Genomic DNA, 20,503 nt, shown 5'->3' on the forward strand with positions numbered 1-20,503 from the left:
TGCGTTTGTCATGGCTGTGATTACCGACATCAAGACGTTCGCCGCAATCGGCACCGGCGTGATCGGCAGCGGCTGGGTTGCCCGCGCGCTCGCCCACGGTCTCGACGTGGTGGTATGGGATCCCGCGCCCGGCGCGGAGAAGCAATTGCGTGCGAACGTCGCGAACGCGTGGCCCGCGCTCGAACGCGTCGGCGTCGCGCCGGGCGCCGATCCGGCGCGCCTGCGCTTCGTCGCGACGATCGACGAATGCGTCGCCGGCGCGGACTTCATCCAGGAAAGCGCGCCCGAGCGCGAAGCGCTGAAGCTGGAGCTGCACGAGCAGATCAGCCGCGCGGCGAAGCCGGACGCGATCATCGCGTCGTCGACTTCAGGGCTGTTGCCGACGGATTTCTATGCGCGCGCGACGCATCCGGAGCGCTGCGTGGTCGGCCATCCGTTCAATCCCGTGTACCTGCTGCCGCTCGTCGAGGTGCTCGGCGGCGAGCGCACGTCGCCCGAAGCGGTGGAAGCGGCGATCGCGATCTATCGTCGCCTCGGGATGCGGCCGCTGCACGTGCGCAAGGAAGTGCCGGGCTTCATCGCGGACCGGCTGCTCGAGGCGCTGTGGCGCGAGGCGCTGCATCTCGTCAACGAAGGCGTCGCGACGACGGGCGAGATCGACGACGCGATCCGTTTCGGCGCAGGCATCCGCTGGTCGTTCATGGGTACGTTCCTGACCTACACGCTCGCCGGCGGCGATGCGGGCATGCGACACTTCATGCAGCAGTTCGGCCCGGCGCTCGAACTGCCGTGGACGAAGCTCGTCGCGCCGCAGTTGACCGACGCATTGATCGACCGCGTCGTCGACGGCACGACCGAGCAGCAGGGCACGCGCAGCATCAAGGAGCTCGAGCGCTATCGCGACGAGTGCATTACCGAGGTGCTGCGCGCGATCGCCGCGGTGAAGGCGCGGCATGGGATGCGTTTCGAGGACTAGGCGAGGACTTGACGATGACGGGCGATACCCCGCTGACGATATACCGGGACGTCGTGCGGCCCGAATGGGTCGACTACAACGGGCACCTGCGCGATGCGTTTTACCTGCTGATCTTCAGCTTCGCGACTGATGCGCTGCTGGACCGCATCGGTCTCGACGACGCGACTCGCAAGTCGCGGGGGCGCTCGGCCTACACGCTCGAGGCGCACATCAACTACCTGCACGAGATCAAGGAAGGCCGGCGCGTGCGTGTCGATGCGCGCGTGCTCGCGCACGACGCGAAGCGGCTGCATCTGTATCTGGAACTGTTCGCGGACGGGCTCGACGAGCCGGTGTCGGCGAGCGAGCAGATGTTGCTGCACGTCGATACGCGCGACGGCGCGAAGTCGGCGCCGTTCGATGCCGATGTCGCGGAGCGGGTCGCGGCGCTGCATGCGTTGCAACGCGATGTCGCGCCGCCTGGGTATGCGGGGCGCGTGATTGGCTTGCCGGTGCGCCGTTAGCGCGGCACAAGGAGCCTGGCCGATGCTCGAGCCTGAAATTGCGGCGTTCGTCGAAGCGGTCGACGCATGGTATCCGGCGGACGCCGCCGCGCAAACACCGGCCGAGCAACGCCGCTTATACGAGCGCTTCGCGGCGGCGTGGACGCCTGCCTCGTTGCCGGATGGCATCGTGCAGGAAGACGCCACATTCGATGCGCCGGACGGACGTGCGATCGCGCTGCGTTGCTACCGTCCCGCACACGACGCGCCGCGCGGGACGGTGCTGTTCTTCCATGGCGGGGGCTTCGTCGTCGGCTCGCTCGACAGCCATGCGTTGATCACCGCGCGTCTTGCGGCCGACACGGGGCTTGCCGTGATCGCGACGGATTACCGGCTCGCGCCCGAGCATTCGGCGCCCGCCGCGCTCGACGACTGCCTGGCCATCGCTCGCGCGGCACGCGCGGCGCGGCTGCCGTTCGGGCCTTGCGCGCGCCCGCTGACGCTCGCGGGCGACAGCGCGGGCGGTATGCTTGCGGCGGCTGTCGCGACGTCGCTGCGCGACGCAGCGGAGGGCGGGATCGACGGCATCGCGCTCGTCTATCCGATGCTGGGCAGCGAGCCGCAACGGCCGGCGCGTGACACCGAAGCGCACGCGCCGCTGCTGACGCTCGACGATGTCTATCGCTATCGCGCGCTGTACTGGGGAAACGGGCCGCCGCCGCGCGTGACGGTGCCGCTCGATGCCGCGCGCTTCTACGGCTTGCCGCCGGTTCTCGCGATCGGCGCGGAGCACGATCCGCTGCGCGACGATGCGCGGGTCTACGTCGAACGGATTCGCGACGCAGGTGGCGTCGCGCGTTTCTGGCTAGGGGAAGGGCTCGTGCACGGCTGCTGGCGTGCGCTCGATACGAGTCCGCAGGCGGCGCGGATGCATCGCGAGATCGCGGCGTTCGTGGTCGCGCCACGCGCGTGATCCGCTGCGTGCAACAGCGGGCATTCGAACGCGCGAACCGTTGACGTCGACGCATTCGCCGTGGCCGGCGAAAAAGCGCCCGGACGCAACGCGCCCGGGCGAAGCCGTCCCTTGCGGAAGCGGCGGAGGTATGCAGCTCACAAAAAAAGACGAGCCCGTCTGTGGGGCTCGTCCGGACACTTCATGCGCGATGCGCGGCGCCCGCAACGGGCGCGTGGGGCTTACTGGCCGAAGAAGACCGAGTCGCGCGGGTTCGACGTCGTCGCGGCAGCCGGGCTGCCTGCGCGGACGACCGGAGCGGCTTGCGCGCCGTAGCCGCTGTTGTCATCACCATGCACGCGCGCTTGCGCAGCCTGGATATCTTCCGGGTAGTACGGGCTCGACACGCCCGGCTTGTAACCGGCCTTCTCGAGCTGGACCAGCTCGTTGCGCACTTGCGCACGGGTCACGGTGCTTTGTGCGAATGCGCCAAACGAAGCGGACAGGGCGGTAGCGGCAACGACTGCATAAACGAGCGATTTCATGATGACCTCCGGTATTTTATTGAGTTCGCTCTCGACACCATGTCTTAAGCGATTGATGAAATCTTAGTCACCGGGGGCTTCAGGGTAAACGCCGACTTTGATTAAAGATTGTTTCCCAATTGGTAAAAATACGGCGCCGGAGTAGTCTTTCATTCTGCTTTCGTTTCAAGTCGCGCAATAAGTATGAAGAATTTGCGGGCGCCGATCAACGGATGTCCGGCGCAGCTGCCGCGGCGCCGGAGCAACCGTGCCGACGCAGACAGACGCGCGCACCCCTTCGTTACATTGCGTGATGTAACGAAGAGGTGCGCGCGTGACGCTGGCAAACGACGGAAACAGGCGGGCGCTTCTGGATGTGCGAAAACGGGCCGGGACGCCGAATCGGTGTTGAACCGGTATTACTTCCCGCCCGCCAGTGCGAACACTTCGGCGGCGGAGATCATCGCGGCCGCATTCGCGGGCGCCGGGCGCTCGGCGGGGCGGAACACTTCGTCGCCGCGCTGGATCACCTGGCGCGACAGCGCGCAGGTGCCGGTGCGCTGCGCAAAGCGGCGGCGCCAGCGTTGCTCGCCGTAATGACAGCGGCCGGGTTCGACCCAGCGGACGACGAGCAGCGTTTCGGAACGTTCGAGAATTTCGACGTGGACGTCGGCGGGATCGAGCGCAGGCAGGGATTTGGAGGCCTTCATTTGCCGTTTCCTAAAGCTCGTGCGGTTTCGGCCCGGCAGTGGATCTCACTGGCCGAAGTCGAATCCGTAGCGGTTTCCATGAGTGGTGCGCTAAATGTAAGCGTCTGTGACCGGAAAAAACATCCTGTCTGGCTCAAATTACCTTTTGCCGATTCAGAAACAATCCACGCTTATTTTCGTGGGAAACCGCAGACAAAAACGCCCCGGACGCGGAACGCCCGGGGCGGCAAAGCGGGCCGCGCCGTCGTGCCTGCTCGCTCAGGCACGGGGACGCCGCTGAGGACGGAGCGCCCGCCGGGATTGGCGGCGGGCGGATGTTGCCGCATTACCGTCGGCGGGCCCTGCACGTCATGATGGTCGGAATGCGCCGTTGGGACGCTGACACGAAAGTGACGTTCTTGTCAGGTTGTCCCGTTCCGCCATCGACGGCCCGAATGTGGCAGCGGCGCTGTACGATTGCGCGATATCGTGTGTCGTCGCGTGCCGCGCGCGAGCGGCACGCGATGACAGAAGCGGTGACCGGACGGCGATGGTACGGCGTGGGCGTGCGACGCCCGAACACGAGGACACCATGGGCGCATTGCGCATCGATTCCCATCAGCACTTCTGGCGCTATCGTTCGGACGAATACCCGTGGATCCGCACGGGCATGAGCGCACTCGCGCGCGATCGCCTGCCGGACGAACTGTGGCCGCTGCTGCATACCCAGGCGCTCAACGCGTCGATTGCCGTGCAGGCGCGCGCCGGGCGCGACGACACGCGGTTCCTGCTCGATCTCGCGCGCGACGATGCGCGCATCGTCGGCGTGGTCGGCTGGGAGGATCTTGGCTCGCCACAGCTCGCGGATCGTGTCGCCGAATGGAACAGCCCGAAACTGCGCGGCTTTCGCCATCAGGTGCAGGATGAGCACGATGTCGCGTCGTTCGTCGCGCAGCCGGATTTCAATCGCGGCGTTGCGTGGCTGCAGGCGCATGGCTACGCGTACGACGTGCTCGTGTTTCAGCGCCAGTTGCCGGACGTGCGCGATTTCTGCGCGCGCCACGATGCGCACTGGCTCGTGCTCGACCATCTCGGCAAGCCCGCGCTCGCCGATTTCAACCGCGACGACACCGCATTCGCGCGCTGGCGCGCTGCGCTGCAGGCGCTCGGCGCGTTGCCGCACGTCGCGTGCAAGCTGTCCGGGCTCGTCACCGAAACGGACTGGCGGCGCGGCTTGCGGGCGCAGGATATCCGGCACATCGAGCGGTGCCTCGACGCGGCACTGGAAATCTTCGGCCCGCAGCGGCTGATGTTCGGCTCCGACTGGCCGGTCTGCCTGCTCGCCGCGTCCTACGACGAAGTCGCGTCGCTGGTCGAACGATGGGCGGTGAGCCGCCTGTCGGTGGCCGAGCGGCGCGCCGTGTGGGGCGGCAGCGCGGCGCGTTGTTATGGGGTGCCGGCGTGAACGCGCGGGATTGATGCGCAGCGTCAACGGCGGGGCGACACGTACGCCTATTGTCGGCCGCACCGCGCGGTTGATGTTCCTGAACATGGTGCGACATGCTTGGCTGGACGATGTCATGTGGCGGGTAGTTGCTGGCCGATCTGAGCGGTAGGCGTGGTTTGCTGCAATCAGCTTCGTCGTTTCCGACGCGAGACTGGATACATCGGATGAGTGTGGCTCCCGCCACCGCAGTCGACTTCCGATTCCTTGAATCCTCAGTCAATTGACTTTCGCGCGCCTCCACTTGGTGTTCGTGGGCAACGCCTGCCCCCGACTTGTCCGACCAGCGGCAACGAGCGCCCGAATAAGGGATTTTCCCGGTGACAGTCAAAAGCCTGGCCTCCTAATATTGCATCCATCGCTGCACACAAATAAATGTGCAATTATGTGTGGTGGATGCTTGTCGTATCCGGGATTACCCTATACAGGAGGGATCAACAATGGTTCGGCTGTCTCGTTTTACTCGTCAGGCCCTGATGTGCGTCGTGGCTGCGACGTCGTTTGGCATCAGCATGCAGTCCCACGCGGACGATGCCGGCGCTTGGCAAAACGTCAAGAAAGCGGGCGTCTTGCGCTGCGGTGCAGCCGTGGCGCCGCCGTACGTGATGCGTGATCCGAAGACCGGCGCATATAGCGGATTCTTTTCGGAGCTCTGTCGCAACTTCGGACAGAACGTGCTGAAGGTGAGGGTTGAATTTGTCGACACGACCTGGGACAACATTGTCGCTGGCCTGCAATCGGACAAATGGGATCTGGCGATGGCATTGAACGACACGCCTGAACGAGAGAAGGCGATCTCGTTTTCCGATCCCGCTACGGACTTCAATGTCTCGTTCGTGTACAACAAGAACAATCCAAAGATCCCGAAATCGATCCGTTCGATTGCCGACATCGACAAACCGGGGGTCGTGATCGCCGACATGTCGGGTTCTGCCCAGGATCGCGCGATTGCGCCGCTATTCAAGCAGGCCACGATCATGCGTTTGCCGGGCAACGACGAAATCCGCCTGGCACTCCTCTCCAAACGCGCCGATTTACTCGCGGATGCGAACATCACCAACATGCTGCTGACGGAGGCGCATCCGGAATGGGCGGTCGCATTTCATCCGCAACCTGCAATCGCGCAGCAGGAAGTCGCCTTTGGCGTTCGCAAGGATACGCCGCCTGCCGATATGAAAGTTCTCAATACATGGATCAATGAACAGGTGAAGTCCGGCGCAGTCGACAGGCTCGTCAAGTCGTCCGTTCAGTCGATGCTCGCCGAGCAGAAAAAATAAGCCCGGTCGCGACCGGGTGGAATCGCAAGTCGTGCGGGCATCCACGTCAAATTCGGGGCACCACCTGTCTGACGCATACGCCAGGGCACTCGTCCACCGGGTGCCCTGTTTTTTTTGCATCGCCGGTTTCGGCCTGCATCGTCAGTGCCTGTCGTGGTGGCGCTTCCATTCCGCGCTGCGGCGTTCGTTCTTCTCCGATCTCAGTGATTTCCCTCGGTCCGGCAACGAGCCGTTGACACTCGAGATTTTGGTCGCCTACGATGCATACATCGATGCATGCAATGAAGCGCGCAGAATTGTCTGGATTCCGAGGGCCGCGGCGTTCCGGTCCGGCCATCAAGCGTTTGAGATTCGTTTCGCTGGAGACATATCCATGCAGTCACCTCAATTCGCGGTTGATCATCCGACCAGCCCAGTCAGTGCCGGCGGCGCTTCAAATCCCGCGCGCGGCGATTTCGTTCAGCTTCATGAGGTCTACAAGTCGTACGGCGAGAACCTGGTGGTGATGGACCGGATGAACCTGGACATGCGGGCGGACGACCGGCTCGTGATCATCGGTCCGAGCGGCAGCGGCAAGAGCTCGCTGCTGCGCGTAATGATGGGACTCGAAGGGATTCAGGGCGGCGAGATCGCGTTCCAGGGCAAGCCGTACATCCATGGCGCGGATTCGGGCCGGACGAAGCGCATCGACGCGAAGCTGCAGAAGCAGATCGGCATGGTGTTCCAGCACTACACGCTGTTTCCGCACCTGTCGGTGCTGGGCAACCTGATCCTCGCACCGGTGAAGGCCGGCGGCATGTCGAAGGCGGAGGCGACCGAGCGGGCCCGCACGTATCTCGCGCGCCTCGGCCTCGAAAGCAAGCTGCACGCGTACCCGAGCCAGTTGTCGGGCGGGCAGAAGCAGCGTGTCGCGATTGCGCGCGCGCTGATGCTCGAGCCGAAGCTGATGCTGTTCGACGAAGTGACGTCGGCGCTCGATCCGGAGATGGTCGTCGAAGTGCAGAACGTGATGCTGAAGCTCGCCGAGCAGAAGATGGCGATGATCATCGTCACGCACGACATGCACTTTGCGCGCGACATTGCGACGCGCGTGGTGTTCTGCGCGGGCGGCAAGATCGTCGAGGAGGGGGCGCCGGCGGAGATGTTCAAGTGTCCGAAGGAAGCACGCACGCGGGATTTTCTCACTAAAGTCCTGCATCTCGATTGAGGTCGGCGCGATGAACTACCAATTCGATTTCAATTTCCTCGCCGGCAGCGTCGGCAAGCTGCTGGATGGTCTCTGGGTGACGCTCGAGCTTGCGCTGGCGGCGAACGTGATGGGCATCGTGCTCGGCTTCGTGCTGTGCCTGATCGTGATGAGCCGCTGGACGATCGTGCGGTGGCCGGCGCAGCTGTTCATCGAGTTCTTCCGCTGCACGCCGGCGCTGCTGCAGATCGTCTGGTTCTTCTACTGCATCCCGATGATGGTCGACGTGTTCATCGATCCGATCGCGATGGGCGTGCTCGCGCTCGGCCTGAATCTGACCGCGTTCAACGCCGAAGCGTATCGCGCGGGCGTGCAGGCGGTGCCGAAGGAGCATCTGGATGCGTGTGTGGCGCTGGGGCTGAAGCCGTGGCAACGCACGCTCTACGTCGTGCTTCCGCAGGCGCTGCGCAGCGCGATGCCGGTGCTGATGACGAACGGGATCGGCACGCTGCAGCAGAGTGCGCTGGTGGCGATCGTCGCGGTGGCGGACCTGATGTACGTCGGCAAGAGTCTGGCGACCGAAGCGTACCGGCCGCTCGAGACCTACACGGTGGTTGCGTTGATTTACTTCGCGCTGTCGCTGCCGATCGCGCGGCTGGTCCACGTGATCGAGCGTCGCCAGGACGCGGCGATGCAGCGCTGAGGAGCAAGCACATGTCACTCGATTTTTCGATCGTCCTGCCGTACTGGATGGTGTTGCTGAAAGGGCTGTGGCTGACGTTGGCCATCACCAGCGGCTGCGCGGTTGTCGGCAGTGTGGGCGGATTCGTGCTGAGTCTGCTGCGCATGTCGCCGTCGCGCTGGATGAAGGCGCTGACGACGCTCTATGTGGAGTTTTTCCGAGGCACGCCGCTGCTGATCCAGCTGTTCTGGGTGTTCTTCTGCTTTCCGGTGATCTTCCGTTTGCCGATACCGCCGTACCTGTCGGTGCTGATCTCGCTGACGCTGTACATGGTGGCGATCACGAGCGAGACGTTCCGCGGCGCGCTGAAGTCGATCTCGTCGGAGCAGCATGACGCGTGCATCGCGCTGAGCCTGACGCCGCACGTGAAGATACTCTACGTGATCTTTCCGCAGGCATTGCTGCGCGCGATACCGCCGCTGCTGTCGAATGTCGTGAGCCTGTTCAAGGAGAGTGCGCTGATATCGTCGGTCGGCATTGCGGATCTGATGTTCGTCGGGCAGAACATTTCGAACAGCACCGCGCATCCGGTGGAGTTCCTGACGACCGTGGCGCTCATCTACTTCGTGGTTGCCTTCCCGCTGACGCGTCTTGTCGGCTTGGTGGAATCGCGATTCCTCAGGCGCTTTGCCTATTGACCCCGTTGACCCCGTTGACCCCGTTGACCCCGTTGACCCCCATTCTCACGCTGGAGAAATCCCATGCAATTGAAAGGTATCCTGCCCGCCCTCGTCACGCCGTTTGATGCATCAGGCGCCGTCGATCACGACACGCTCGCCGACATCCTCGAGTTTCAGCTCAAGGCCGGCGTCAAAGGGTTTGTTCCGCTCGGGTCGACCGGCGAGTACTACGCGCTGACGAACGACGAGCGCCGCGCAGTCCTGAAGACCGTGCGTGAAGTCGTTGGCGACCGGGGCATCCTGATCGCGGGCGCGAATGGCTCCTCGACGCGCGAGGTGATCGAGCAGGTCCAGCAGACGCGCGATGCGGGCTTCACCAACCTGCTGATTGCGCCGCCGTACTACGCACTCCCGTCGCAGGACGAGCTGATCGCGCACTACGACGCGATTCTCGCTGCTGTCCCCGACGTGAACGTCGTGCTGTACAACTACCCGGTTCGCACCAATGTCGAAGTGGGCTACGGTGTGCTCGACGCGTTCAAGGACAATCCGCGCGTGATCGGCATCAAGGAAAGCAGCGGCAATCTGCTGCGCGCGATCGAGATCGGCACGAAGTACAAGGATCACTACCAGCTGTCTTGCGGTTCCGACGATCAGGCGCTCGACTTTTTCCTGTGGGGCGCGAGCAGCTGGATCTGTGGACCGGCGAACTGCTTCGTGAAGCCGGTCGTCGATTTCTACAACAAGTTCTCGGCCGGCGATATTCGCGGCGCGCAGGCGGTGATGGTCTCGCTGTTCCCGGTGATGGCCAGCATGGAAGAGGGCAAGTTCATCCAGAAGGTGAAGTATGGCTGCGAGCTCGCGGGCTTCAAGGTTGGCAACGCGCGCATGCCGCTGCAGCCGCTGACCGATGCGGAGAAGGCTGCATTCCGCAAGGTGTTCGAAGCATCGCAGGCCTGATGCCGTGGCGCCGGCATCGTCGGGTGCCGGTGCCGACTGAACGAGACGACGGAAATGACTCGACACGTATTTCGATGCATCGAACGCAACACCGAACGGATGCCGGTTCCCATGGCGATCGACGGCGCGCCCGTGTTGCACGACGTCGACGATTCACGACCCTGCGCACAGGGCTTCGACTTGCTGGAGTGTATGAATTGAATGCGATTCCCCAAACGTCCGCCCCGAATGCGCAGTCTGCCGGGAAGACATCCGCCGTTGTGATCGGCGGCGGGATCGTCGGTGTCTGCTGCGCACTGTATCTGCAGCGCGAAGGGTATGCGGTCACGCTGATCGACCCGGCCGCGCCAGGCGACAGCACCGCGAAATGGAGCTGCGGCCAGATCGCGGTCAGCGAAATCATTCCGTTGTCGAAGCCGGGCATCCTGATGAAGGTGCCGGGCTGGATGATGGATCAGAAGGGCCCGCTCGCGCTCAGGCCGAGCGCGCTGCCCGGCATTCTGCCGTGGTTCTTCCGCTTCGCCGCGTGCGCGCGGCATTCGAAGCTCGAGTCGATCGCGCGCGCGATGGCGACGCTCACGCACGATGTGTTTGCGGACTTTGCGCCGCTGCTCGATGCGTGTGCAGACAAGGCACTGATGGGCGAACGGCCGATCATCGAAGTGTTCGACGATCCGGCCGGGATTGTGCATGAGCAGCCGCATCTGGACTTGCGTACGTCGCTCGGGTTCAGGTCGCAGCGCCTGAATGCGGCCGAGATCGGCGATCTGGAACCGGCGTTGGCCGGCAAGTTTCAGCACGGCCTGCTGTTCCCGGACTGGCGCGCAGTCAGCGATACCGAAGGGTTCATCGCCGCACTCACCGAAAGCTTCATCGAGCAGGGCGGCCGCCGCGTGCGCATGGAGGCAGCACGCATCGACGAATCGTCGGGGCGCGCGACGGGCGTCACGCTTGCGAATGGCGAGCGCATCGCCGCCGCGCATGTCGTCGTCGCGGCAGGCACGGGCTCGCGCCGCTTCTTCGATGCATTGGGCGTGCACGTGCCGCTCGAAGGCATCGCCGGCTATCAGGCGGTGCTGCCGCATCCGGGCGTCGAATTCAGGCACTCGGTGATTTATGCGGATGGCGGTTTCTGCTTCAGCCCGTTTACACGTGGGTTGCAGATCGGCGGCACGATCGAGTTCGCGGGGCGCGATGCGAAACCGAATTTCAGGCGTGCGGAAATCATTCTCGAGAAAGCGAAGCGGGTTCTGCCCGAGTTGCGCACGGACGGGTTCGAGTACGGCGTCGGTTACCGTCCGTTCCTGCCGGATACGAAGCCGATCATCGATCGTTCGCGCCGGCTGCCGAACGTGTTCATGGCCTTCGGCCACGGTCAGCTTGGTCTCACGCTCAGCGCGACGACGGGGCGCTTGATCGGCGACCTGGTCGCCGGTCGACAAACGAAACAGGATCTTGCACCGTTCAGCGCATATCGATTCTGAACAGGCGGCATTGGAAAGCGGAGAACGTGATGCGCTGGAACAGGACAATCACGATGGTGAGTTGCCACGCGGAAGGCGAAGTAGGCAACGTGGTGACGGGGGGGATTATCAACGTCCCCGGAAAGACCATGTTCGAGAAGATGCTCTATCTCGAGGAACATGGAGACGAATTGCGGAAGATCTGTCTCTTCGAGCCGCGTGGTTCGGTGAATCACAACGTCAATTTCATCTTGCCTGCGACGGACGAACGCGCGCAAATGGGCTACGTGATCGGCGAGTCGACGGAATACGTGGCGATGTCCGGCTCGAATACCATGTGCGTTGCAACCGTCCTGCTCGAGACCGGTATTGTCAAGATGGCGGAGCCGGTGACCGAGCTCGTTCTGGAGGCCCCAGCCGGACTGATTGCGGTACGCTGCGACTGCTCCGACGGAAAGGTAACGCGCGTCGAATTCACCAATCAGCCAGCGTTTGTCGCGCATCTCGATGCGCATATCGAGGTGCCGGGCCTTGGTGACATAAAGGTCGACGTCGCGTACGGGGGGATGACGTACGTACTGGTCGATGCCGAATCGCTGGGTTTCCGGATTACGGCGGATGAGGCACGCGAGCTCTGCGAACTCGGTCAACACATCAAGGCTGCCGCGGCGGAGCAACTGCCGTTCTCGCACCCATTGAATCCGTTGATCAAGGGCGTGACGAATACGCAATTCATGGGCCCGTTGAAACACGAAAACGGGAAGCTTCTTGCCCGCAACACCGTCATCGTGTCGCCGGGGCGTTGCGATCGCTCGCCCTGTGGTACCGGTACGTCGGCGCGGCTTGCCGTGATGCACGCAAAAGGTCTCATAGACATCGGGGAAACCTTCATCCACGAATCGATCACGGGCTCGAGATTCGAAAGCCGTGTCGCTTCAACCACGCAGGTCGGAAACCTTGCCGCGGTTGTGCCGGTTGTCTCGGGGCAGGCCTGGATTACGGGGATTTCGCAAATCGGCGTCGATCCGACTGATCGATTCCAGACCGGATTCACGTTGGCGGATACGTGGCTGGAAGCCGTCGACGACAGACTCGTCAAATCACGCAAGCAGGGATCGGACACATGAACACATACGACCAACTTTTCATCAACGGCGGCTGGGTCGCGCCGGTCAGGCGCGGAACGTTCGACACCGTCGATCCCGGCACCGAGAAGGTCATTGCGAAAGTCGCAGCAGCGACACCGGAAGACATCGACCTGGCGGTGACGGCTGCCCGAAATGCATTCGACGAGGGGCCGTGGCCGCGCATGAGCGGCGCCGAGCGCGCCCGGGTGCTGCGGGCGATCGGCACAGGAATTCGCGATCGCCTGGATGAATTGGCCGAGATCGAGGTGCGCGACAACGGCAAGCCGCTGCCGGAGGCGCTGTGGGATCTGGGCGACGCGGCAGGCTGCTTCGAGTTCTATGCCGGTCTCGCTGAACAGCTCGACACGAATGCGGAAAAGCCGGTCGCACTGGCCGACGATCGCTTCAGCTCGATTGCGAGAAAGGAGCCGGTCGGCGTCGCCGGCGCGATCATCCCGTGGAATTTCCCGATGCTGATGGCGGCGTGGAAGGTCGCGCCGGCGCTTGCCGCCGGCTGCACGATGGTGTTGAAACCGTCGGAGCTGACGCCGCTGACCGCCCTCGAGCTGGCCGGGATTGCTGACGCGGCAGGGCTTCCTGCTGGCGTGCTGAACGTCGTGACCGGTCTCGGTCAGGACGCGGGTGCGCCGCTCGCCGAGCATCCCGGCATCGACAAGCTCGCGTTCACCGGCAGCGTGCCGACCGGCAGCCGCATCATGCAGGCCGCCGCGCGCGACATCAAGAACGTGAGTCTGGAACTCGGTGGAAAGTCGCCATTCATTGTGTTCGACGACAGCGACATCGACGCAGCCGTCGAGTGGATCATGTTCGGCATTTTCTGGAACCAGGGCGAGGTGTGCTCCGCAACCTCGCGCGTGCTCGTGCAGCGTGGCATTTACGCGCGCGTACTTGCGCGGCTCGAAGAGGAAGCGCGCAAGATCCGGATTGGCAATGGGCTCGAAGCAGGCGTGCTGATGGGGCCGATCGTGAGCCGGGGGCAGTACGACAAGGTACTGGCCGCCGTCGAACGCGGCAAGGCCGAAGGCGCCCGGCTCGTCACGGGTGGCGCGCGCCCCGCGCATCTCGATCAAGGGTATTTCATCGAGCCGGCCGTCTTTGCCGACGTGCCGGAAGACAGCTGGATCTGGCGGGAGGAAATCTTCGGGCCGGTCGTGTGCGTCCGGCCTTTCGACGACGAGACGCAAGCCGTGCGCTCGGCGAACGATTCCCGCTTCGGACTCGCGGCCGCAGTCATGTCGCGCGATCTCGATCGTTGCGAGCGCGTAGCGCGCGCGCTGCGTGCCGGCATCGTCTGGATCAACTGTTCGCAGCCGACATTTACCGAAGCGCCGTGGGGCGGCTACAAGCAAAGCGGCATCGGCCGCGAGCTCGGCGAATGGGGCTTGAACAATTATCTCGAAACCAAGCAGATTACGCGCTACGACAGCGACAAGCCGTGGGGCTGGTACATCAGGTAACGATCGAGGGTAATCATGCGCTGGAAGAAAACGCTGCAACTCGTCGACGTCCACTGCGAAGGCGAAATCGGCAAGGTCATTACCGGGGGCGTGATCGACGTTCCCGGCAAGACCATGCTCGACAAGATGAACTACATCAACGAAGTTGACGACAGCCTGCGTCGGCTCGTGGTTCTCGAGCCACGCGGCTGCCTGCAGATGTCGGTCAATCTGCTGCTGCCGCCGACGCGCCCGGAAGCGCACGCCGGCTTCATCGTGCTGCAGGCGGACAAGGCGCATCCGATGTCCGGCAGCAATGCGATCTGCGTCGTGACAGCGCTGCTCGAGCTGGGCATGGTGCCGATGCGGGAACCGGAGACGGAGGTCGTGCTGGACACGCCCGCGGGCCTCGTGACCGCACGCGCGACATGCCGGGACGGGCGTTGTATCGGTGTCGCGCTGGACATGGTGCCGGCGTTCGTCGAACGGCTCGACTTCTCGTTCGAGGTCGAGTCGCTCGGCAGCATCACGGCCGATATCGCGTTCGGCGGCGTCTACTACGCGCTGATCGACGTCGACCAGGTCGCGCTCGAGATCGCGCCCGAAAATGCGCGGAAGCTCGCGGACCTCGGGGTGCGGCTGAAGGACGTGATCAATCGGCAGATCCGCGTTCAGCATCCGCTGTACCCGCAGATCGACGAGGTCGCTTACGTGATGTTCAGGAATCGCGTGAGCGACGACCTGTACCAGACCTGCACGACATTGCCGCCGGGGCGCGTCGACCGGTCCCCATGCGGGACCGGCAGCTCGGCCAATCTCGCGACGCTCGCCGCGCGCGGCCGCGTGCAGACCGGCAGCCGCCTGACGTCGCGTTCGACGATCGGCGGCGAATTCCGGATCGAGTGCCTGGGGACGACCGAGGTCGGCGGCAAGCCGGCGGTGTTGCCGCGGGTGCACGGGCGGGCGTGGCTGTACGGCATTCAGCAGCTCGGTGTCGATCCGGACGATCCGCTCGCGGCCGGATTCATGCTGAGCGATACATGGGGCGCCGGCTTCCCGGGCACCGGGGGTTAGGCGCGGTGTTACACTCGGGCGCACGTCCGGGTTTGCGGGCTAATGATCGAACGGGTGGCAGGATGAACAAAGAGGCACAAGAGACGGAGGGCGCTGGTCGTCGGCATGGTGGGCGATACGTTTATGAGGAACTGCGCAAGCAGATTCTCACGCTGAAACTGAAGCCGGGCGCCCCGCTCGACGAAATCTCGCTTGCGGCCCAGTTCGGCCTGTCGCGCTCGCCGGTGCGCGATGCGCTGGCCCGGCTCATCAGCGAAGGGCTGGTGACGATCCTGCCGAACCGCACGACGCTCGTTACGCCGTTCGAAATCGAGGAGTTCCCGAAGTACATCTCGGCGCTCGACCTGATTCAGCGAGCCGTGACGCGTCTGGCGGCCACGCACAGGACGGCCGCGGATCTCGAGCGGATCCGCAACGCCGACGATATCTACATGAAGGCAATCGACAGCGGCGATTTCCAGGCGATGTCCGAGACGAACAAGGCGTTTCACATGGCCATTGCGCATGCGGCGAACAACCCGTATTTCGTCGTCTACTACGAACGGTTGCTCGGAGAAGGGCAACGGCTGCTCCATCTGCATTTCGACTACACCGTCACGTCACCCACCGCGTCGAAGCTCGATCGCGACCATCTCGAGATCATCGAGGCGATTGCGAAGCGCGACGCCGACGCCGCCGAAAAGGCTGCGCATGAACATACGATGCTGTTCCAGAAGCGTTTCCTCGATTACATGAAGCAGAACATGCTGGAGTCGATGCCCGTCGCGTAAAGCAATCGGCACGACCCTAGCCGCGAAAGCGTCGTGTCGTGCCGCAATAGGAGATACGAAAACGACGGCCCCCTAGACGAGCCCGCCGTTGACATGCAACGACTGACCGGTGATATAGCCCGCATCGCGCGAGAGCAGGAATTCGATGGCGGCCGCAACGTCTCGCGGCTGTCCTGCGCGGCGCAGCGGAATCCGTGCCTCGGTCTCGGCCATCTGCTCGTCCGTCAGCCGGTGCTCGGTGCCGGCATCCTTGTGCACGAACCCTGGAACGACACAGTTGACGGTGATCCCGGCCTTCCCGAAATGCAATGCGAGGCTGCGTACAGCCGTTTCAAGAGCCCCCTTGGAGGCCGCCGACAGCGGAGCCTGGAAAAGATCCGTGCGAAACACGTGAGCATTGATGCTTCCAATGGCGACCATCCGGGCTGCCGGCGAATGCATCAGATAGGGCGCCGCCGCGCGAGCCAGCGAGAAGAAGCTGTACACGTTTCCCCTGAACGCGTAGTCGAGATCCGCGAAGCTGCCCTCGTCAAAGCTCTTCATGACCGGGAAACCGGCATTCGCGACAATCCCGTCGAGTCGCCCGAACTCGGTGGCCGCTGCGCCAACGAGTCTCGACGCAAGCGCTTCGTCGGTCAGATCCCCCAATACGGTGACAACTTTCGTTCCCTTTGACGCGACAGCATCGGCGATGCCATCAAGCTGTTCGCGAGACTTTCGGGTGTGAAGCACGAGGCCCTGATATTTGCCCGCGAGCCGCAGCGCGGTGGCAGCCCCGATTCCCGTCGCTGCGCCGGTAATCAGCACGATCCTTTCGTCCATGTGTTCTGTCCTGTCAGAGTGAATGCATGTGGATGGGTACGCGTGGCCGCGCGTTGATCGGGGCGTGGATTGCGCGCCTGTCGTCGACGAATGTATTGCGCATCGTCAGGACGCCAATTAGTCTTTTGCATATCGGAGTATCAACATCTACTTGTCCTCGTCTGCAAGTATTGCCGGTGCCATCGAGACACCAGCGCATTCGGAGGAGAACACCGTATCATTGTGCATTGGGCTCATTTCAGGGAAGGCAGATGGCGAAGCCAGCAGCAGAAAACCACTCCGGCAAGGAAACCGGGGCCGCTCGGGTCTACGTGACGTTACGCAACGAGATCCTTACGATGAAACTCACGCCAGGGACTCCCCTGGACGAGGTGGGACTCGCCGAGCGCTTCGACATGTCGCGTTCTCCAATTCGCGAGGCGCTGGTGCGCCTGTCCGCTGAAGGGCTGGTGACGATTCTTGCGAATCGCAGCACCATGGTTGCACCGATGGACTTTGGCCGGGTACCCGAGTTTCTCGACGCGCTCGATCTCCTGCAGCGCGTGACGACGCGATTGGCCGCACTGCACCGGACGACTGCGGATCTCGCAAAAATCCGCGACGCACAAAAGGCGTACGAAAAGGCGATAGCGGCGAGCATCAAGTCGGGAGACAGTCTTGGCATGATCGAAAAGAACTACGAGTTTCATATGGCCATCGCAAGTGCGGGACGGAACACGTACTTCGCCGATCTGTATCGCAGACTCCTCGAAGAAGGGCGCCGCATGATGCACCTGCATTTCGAATTCAAGGCGCTCGACCCCGACATCAGCGCCCAGGAGATGGCGAGCGACCACACGGAGATCGTGAATGCGATCGACATGCGCGATGCCGACCGTGCGGAAGAGTACGCTCACCACCATGCGGTGCAATTCAAGGGGCGATTCATGGAATTCATGGACCGCAACCTGACGGCCAGCGTGCCACTCGAATACAAGCGCCCAAGTCGCGTACGCTCGAAATCCGAAGTGTCCTGACAGGTTTTCGTGCCGCCTTGATCACCGCGGCACGCTCTGGCTCCCGCTACTCATCAGGCTCATCCCTCGGCCGAACTTGCGGGAGCGGGGGCGCCAAGTGCGCCGCCAACGGCCCAAAGCGAACGGTCCACTTCGTTGATGACGACTTGCACATCCGAGATCGCACATCGGGCTATCCGCGCGGTCTCCCGGGTGAGCGCCTCGGCCAGCTCCGATTTCTGCTGGTGCGTTCTGCCTGACAGCATCTCGAGATGAATAATGGGCATGACAGCTCCGCTAGGTTTCAATAGTCAAATTTCCGCCTGACTGCGTCAGGGATCGCGCGCGCCGGCCGGCTCCGTCCGACAGCCGTGGCCGTCGTGAACATCTTGTCTGCGCGTTGCCGGCGGCATCGCCAATACCGTTCCGTCTGACGATCTTAAGTCGACAAAATGTCGGCATATGGTCGCGCCATACGGAATCCGTGTCAATTGTCTGGTGCGACCAGACCGAAAACGACGCTGATTGCGCCGCCCTCGTATACCCCTATCACCCACCCCAAAGGCTTGTTCCACAAGCCTTTTCTGGCTCGCGCTTCGTCAGATCCTTTTTTTCTCCGTTGACAATGTCGTCATTTGATCGACAATGTGATGGTGGCTGACAGTCTCCAGGAAGTCGATGTCGGGAGCACGAAAAAGGCGCCGCTCCTGCGCACGGATTGGTCTGGAACTGCCACGCAATGGGTAGAGGCATTCGCACCGCGCAAATACTGAACGGATGGAACTATGGCAAGCGCACGCATTGGCGTTGACATCGGCGGCACTTTCACCGATCTCGTCCTTCTCGACGAAAACGGACAAGTCGCCTACACAAAAGTCTCATCGACCCCGGCCGCTCCCGAAGAAGCGGTACTGATCGGCGTCGAACGAATCCTGAAGCAGGCAGGACTGCGCACCTCCGATGTCACCGAGGTGTTGCACGGCACGACGGTGGGTTCCAACACCATGCTTCAGAAGGTCGGGGCCAAATGCGGTCTCATCACGACCAAAGGCTTTCGCGACATTCTCGAGATCGGCCGCGTTCGTACGCCGACGATGTTCGACCTGTCGTGGGACAAGCCCATTCCGCTGGTGGAGCGGCGGTACCGCATCGAAGTCAATGAACGCGTGCTGGCATCGGGACAGGTATTGCAGCCCACGCCGATCGACGAAGTCATCGAAGCCGGTGAATTCTTCCGTCGTGAGGGTGTGGAATCGGTCGCCATCTGCTTCATCAACTCGTACAAGAACGGGCAAAACGAAGCAGCAGCGCTTGCTGCATTCCAGGAGGCTTTCCCCGAGATCAGCGTGACCGCGTCGATCTCGGTGTTGCCTGAGCTGCGCGAATACGAACGCACGTCGACCACCGTAGTCAATGCGTACGTGCTGCCGGCTTTGCGCACCTATCTGACCCGCCTCGAGACCGGGCTGAAGCGGATTGGCGTCAACGCACCGCTGCTCGTGAGCAATTCGAACGGCGGCCTTTCCAGCGCACGGGTGGCTCAAGACACGCCGGTGTTCTTCATTTCGTCCGGACGCTCGGCTGGCGTCGTGGGTGCCGGACGGCTCGGCGAGGCTCAGGGCAACAAGGAACTCGTCGTGTTCGACATGGGCGGCACGACCGCGTCGGCATCGCTGATCCATGACGGCCAACTGGCCCGGACGAACGAATACGAATTCCGTGCGGGCATCTCGACGCCGAGCCGCTTCATCAAGGCGGGCGGCTACATGATGCGCGTCCCGACCATCGACGTTGCCGAAGTGGGGAGCGGCGCGGGCTCGATTGCGTGGATCGACGGCGGCGGCCTGCTGAGCGTTGGTCCCGTGTCTGCCGGCGCTTTCCCGGGGCCGGTTTGCTACGGTATCGGCGGCGAACGTCCGACGGTGACGGACGCGAACGCCGTGCTCGGGTTCCTGCCGCAGAAACTCGCCGGCGGCACGATGGAACTGAAGCTGGATGCTGCACGCAACGCGATCGACACACTGCTCGCGAAGCCGCTCGGCATCAGCGCCGAGGAAGCGGCCGTCGGGATCCGCGAAGTCGTGAACGTCAACATGGCCCGCACGATCAAGGCGGTTACCGTCGAGCGCGGCGTCGACCCGCGTGACTTCACGCTGGTCGGGTTTGGCGGATCGGGCCCCGTGCACGCGTGCGACCTCGCGCGCGCACTCGACATGCGGCGCGTCATTTTCCCGGCAGCGCCCGGCGTATTCACGGCGATGGGCATGCTGGCCGGCGCGGTGGAGCGCTATTTCGTGAGGCCGTCTCTCGATCTGCTCGACACGCTCGACATCGCGTCGCTGAAGGACAAGATTGCGGAGATGCGCGACGATGCGCGCAACGCGCTTGCCGACGAGGGTTATTCGCCGGATCGAATCGAATTCGTGTTCGACCTCGACATGCGCTTCCGGGGCCAGGACTACGAGATTCCGGTCCGCATTCCCGCCAAGCTCGACGATGCGGCGCGCGAGACACTGCGCGATGGTTTCCTGTCGGCCTACACCGCGATGTACGGCTACGCGTCGAAGGACGCGATCGAGTGCGCGAACGTCCGTCTTCTCGCGCGCGGCATTGCGCCGAAGACGCTCGACTTCAAGGATATCCGCAGCGCGCAACCCGCGAACGCGGAGCTCAAGCGCGAAACGCGGCGCGTGTACTTCGATCGCCAAACCGGCTGGGTCGATACCCCGATCATGCCGCGAGCGCTGCTCGACAACGAAATCGTCGGTCCCGTCATTCTCGAGAGCACCGACACCACGATCGTGATTCCGCCCAACTGGCGTGTCAGTGCCGACAAGCTCGGCTGCGTGATCGCGTCACTCGACTGAATCCATTGGAGCCAAC

At 63.2% G+C, this 20,503-nt stretch carries 20 protein-coding genes; 16 read left to right on the top strand and 4 right to left on the bottom strand.

Annotation, left to right across the window (positions count from 1 at the left end; translation table 11 throughout):
* Positions 1-10: 10 nt before the first annotated feature.
* Genes G3N94_RS10430 through G3N94_RS10440 form a run of 3 tightly spaced genes read left to right on the top strand, consistent with a single transcriptional unit; the run spans position 11 to position 2,431 of the window.
* Positions 11-976, top strand: coding sequence for an L-carnitine dehydrogenase (locus G3N94_RS10430; RefSeq protein ID WP_205792304.1), 966 nt, complete (start codon positions 11-13; stop codon positions 974-976).
* Between the two features lie 14 nt (positions 977-990).
* Positions 991-1,479 (top strand): thioesterase family protein, encoded by a 489-nt coding sequence (locus G3N94_RS10435; protein WP_205792305.1) that lies wholly within the window; start codon positions 991-993, stop codon positions 1,477-1,479.
* 22 nt (positions 1,480-1,501) lie between these two features.
* Positions 1,502-2,431 carry an alpha/beta hydrolase gene (locus G3N94_RS10440; RefSeq protein ID WP_205792306.1) on the top strand — a complete coding sequence of 310 codons (930 nt, stop codon included), beginning with the start codon at positions 1,502-1,504 and terminating at the stop codon, positions 2,429-2,431.
* A 221-nt stretch (positions 2,432-2,652) separates the two neighbouring features.
* Here the strand turns inward: G3N94_RS10440 and G3N94_RS10445 are convergent, their stop codons facing one another.
* Positions 2,653-2,955, bottom strand: a complete 303-nt coding sequence (locus tag G3N94_RS10445) for a DUF4148 domain-containing protein (protein WP_124599126.1) — start codon at positions 2,953-2,955, stop codon at positions 2,653-2,655.
* A 398-nt stretch (positions 2,956-3,353) separates the two neighbouring features.
* Positions 3,354-3,644, bottom strand: a complete 291-nt coding sequence (locus G3N94_RS10450) for a DUF3331 domain-containing protein (protein ID WP_205792307.1) — start codon at positions 3,642-3,644, stop codon at positions 3,354-3,356.
* Between the two features lie 571 nt (positions 3,645-4,215).
* Between G3N94_RS10450 and G3N94_RS10455 the strand changes: the two genes are divergently transcribed.
* The 11 genes from G3N94_RS10455 (at position 4,216) to G3N94_RS10505 (ending at position 15,803) form a co-directional block, all read left to right on the top strand.
* A complete protein-coding gene (locus G3N94_RS10455) occupies positions 4,216-5,088 on the top strand; it encodes an amidohydrolase family protein (protein ID WP_205792308.1) in 873 nt (290 codons plus the stop codon).
* 479 nt (positions 5,089-5,567) lie between these two features.
* Positions 5,568-6,404 carry a transporter substrate-binding domain-containing protein gene (locus G3N94_RS10460; RefSeq protein ID WP_205792309.1) on the top strand — a complete coding sequence of 279 codons (837 nt, stop codon included), beginning with the start codon at positions 5,568-5,570 and terminating at the stop codon, positions 6,402-6,404.
* 373 nt (positions 6,405-6,777) lie between these two features.
* Positions 6,778-7,611 carry an amino acid ABC transporter ATP-binding protein gene (locus G3N94_RS10465; RefSeq protein ID WP_241021741.1) on the top strand — a complete coding sequence of 278 codons (834 nt, stop codon included), beginning with the start codon at positions 6,778-6,780 and terminating at the stop codon, positions 7,609-7,611.
* Between the two features lie 10 nt (positions 7,612-7,621).
* Entirely contained in the window at positions 7,622-8,293 is a 672-nt protein-coding gene (locus tag G3N94_RS10470; RefSeq protein WP_205792310.1) for an amino acid ABC transporter permease, read from the top strand.
* 11 nt (positions 8,294-8,304) lie between these two features.
* On the top strand, positions 8,305-8,970 hold the full coding sequence (locus G3N94_RS10475) for an amino acid ABC transporter permease (protein ID WP_205792311.1): 666 nt from the start codon (positions 8,305-8,307) through the stop codon (positions 8,968-8,970).
* Positions 8,971-9,033: 63 nt separating this feature from the next.
* Positions 9,034-9,912 carry a dihydrodipicolinate synthase family protein gene (locus G3N94_RS10480; protein WP_205792312.1) on the top strand — a complete coding sequence of 293 codons (879 nt, stop codon included), beginning with the start codon at positions 9,034-9,036 and terminating at the stop codon, positions 9,910-9,912.
* 197 nt (positions 9,913-10,109) lie between these two features.
* Positions 10,110-11,396: an FAD-dependent oxidoreductase gene (locus G3N94_RS10485; RefSeq protein ID WP_241021742.1), complete on the top strand. Its 1,287-nt coding sequence runs from the start codon at positions 10,110-10,112 to the stop codon at positions 11,394-11,396.
* A 29-nt stretch (positions 11,397-11,425) separates the two neighbouring features.
* Entirely contained in the window at positions 11,426-12,502 is a 1,077-nt protein-coding gene (locus G3N94_RS10490; RefSeq protein WP_205792314.1) for a proline racemase family protein, read from the top strand.
* Positions 12,499-13,980, top strand: a complete 1,482-nt coding sequence (locus G3N94_RS10495; RefSeq protein WP_205792315.1) for an aldehyde dehydrogenase family protein — start codon at positions 12,499-12,501, stop codon at positions 13,978-13,980. The genes G3N94_RS10490 and G3N94_RS10495 overlap by 4 nt, the downstream gene beginning before the upstream one ends.
* A 15-nt stretch (positions 13,981-13,995) precedes the next feature.
* Positions 13,996-15,033, top strand: a complete 1,038-nt coding sequence (locus tag G3N94_RS10500) for a proline racemase family protein (protein WP_205792316.1) — start codon at positions 13,996-13,998, stop codon at positions 15,031-15,033.
* A 62-nt stretch (positions 15,034-15,095) separates the two neighbouring features.
* Positions 15,096-15,803, top strand: coding sequence for a GntR family transcriptional regulator (locus G3N94_RS10505; protein WP_205792317.1), 708 nt, complete (start codon positions 15,096-15,098; stop codon positions 15,801-15,803).
* Positions 15,804-15,875: 72 nt separating this feature from the next.
* On the opposite strand, the gene G3N94_RS10510 is transcribed toward G3N94_RS10505, so the two are convergent.
* The gene (locus G3N94_RS10510; RefSeq protein ID WP_205792318.1) at positions 15,876-16,625 is read right to left on the bottom strand and encodes an SDR family oxidoreductase; all 750 of its coding nucleotides are present in this window, start codon (positions 16,623-16,625) and stop codon (positions 15,876-15,878) included.
* Positions 16,626-16,876: 251 nt separating this feature from the next.
* Between G3N94_RS10510 and G3N94_RS10515 the strand changes: the two genes are divergently transcribed.
* Complete coding sequence (locus G3N94_RS10515; RefSeq protein WP_205792319.1) at positions 16,877-17,641, top strand: GntR family transcriptional regulator; 765 nt, start codon at positions 16,877-16,879, stop codon at positions 17,639-17,641.
* Positions 17,642-17,700: 59 nt separating this feature from the next.
* On the opposite strand, the gene G3N94_RS10520 is transcribed toward G3N94_RS10515, so the two are convergent.
* Positions 17,701-17,907 (bottom strand): tautomerase family protein, encoded by a 207-nt coding sequence (locus G3N94_RS10520; RefSeq protein ID WP_205792320.1) that lies wholly within the window; start codon positions 17,905-17,907, stop codon positions 17,701-17,703.
* Positions 17,908-18,405: 498 nt separating this feature from the next.
* Here G3N94_RS10520 and G3N94_RS10525 point away from each other — a divergent pair, with 498 nt between their 5' ends.
* Positions 18,406-20,487, top strand: a complete 2,082-nt coding sequence (locus tag G3N94_RS10525) for a hydantoinase/oxoprolinase family protein (RefSeq protein ID WP_205792321.1) — start codon at positions 18,406-18,408, stop codon at positions 20,485-20,487.
* Positions 20,488-20,503 lie beyond the last annotated feature (16 nt).

The organism is Burkholderia sp. Ac-20353 (assembly GCF_017104785.1).
GTDB lineage: Bacteria > Pseudomonadota > Gammaproteobacteria > Burkholderiales > Burkholderiaceae > Burkholderia.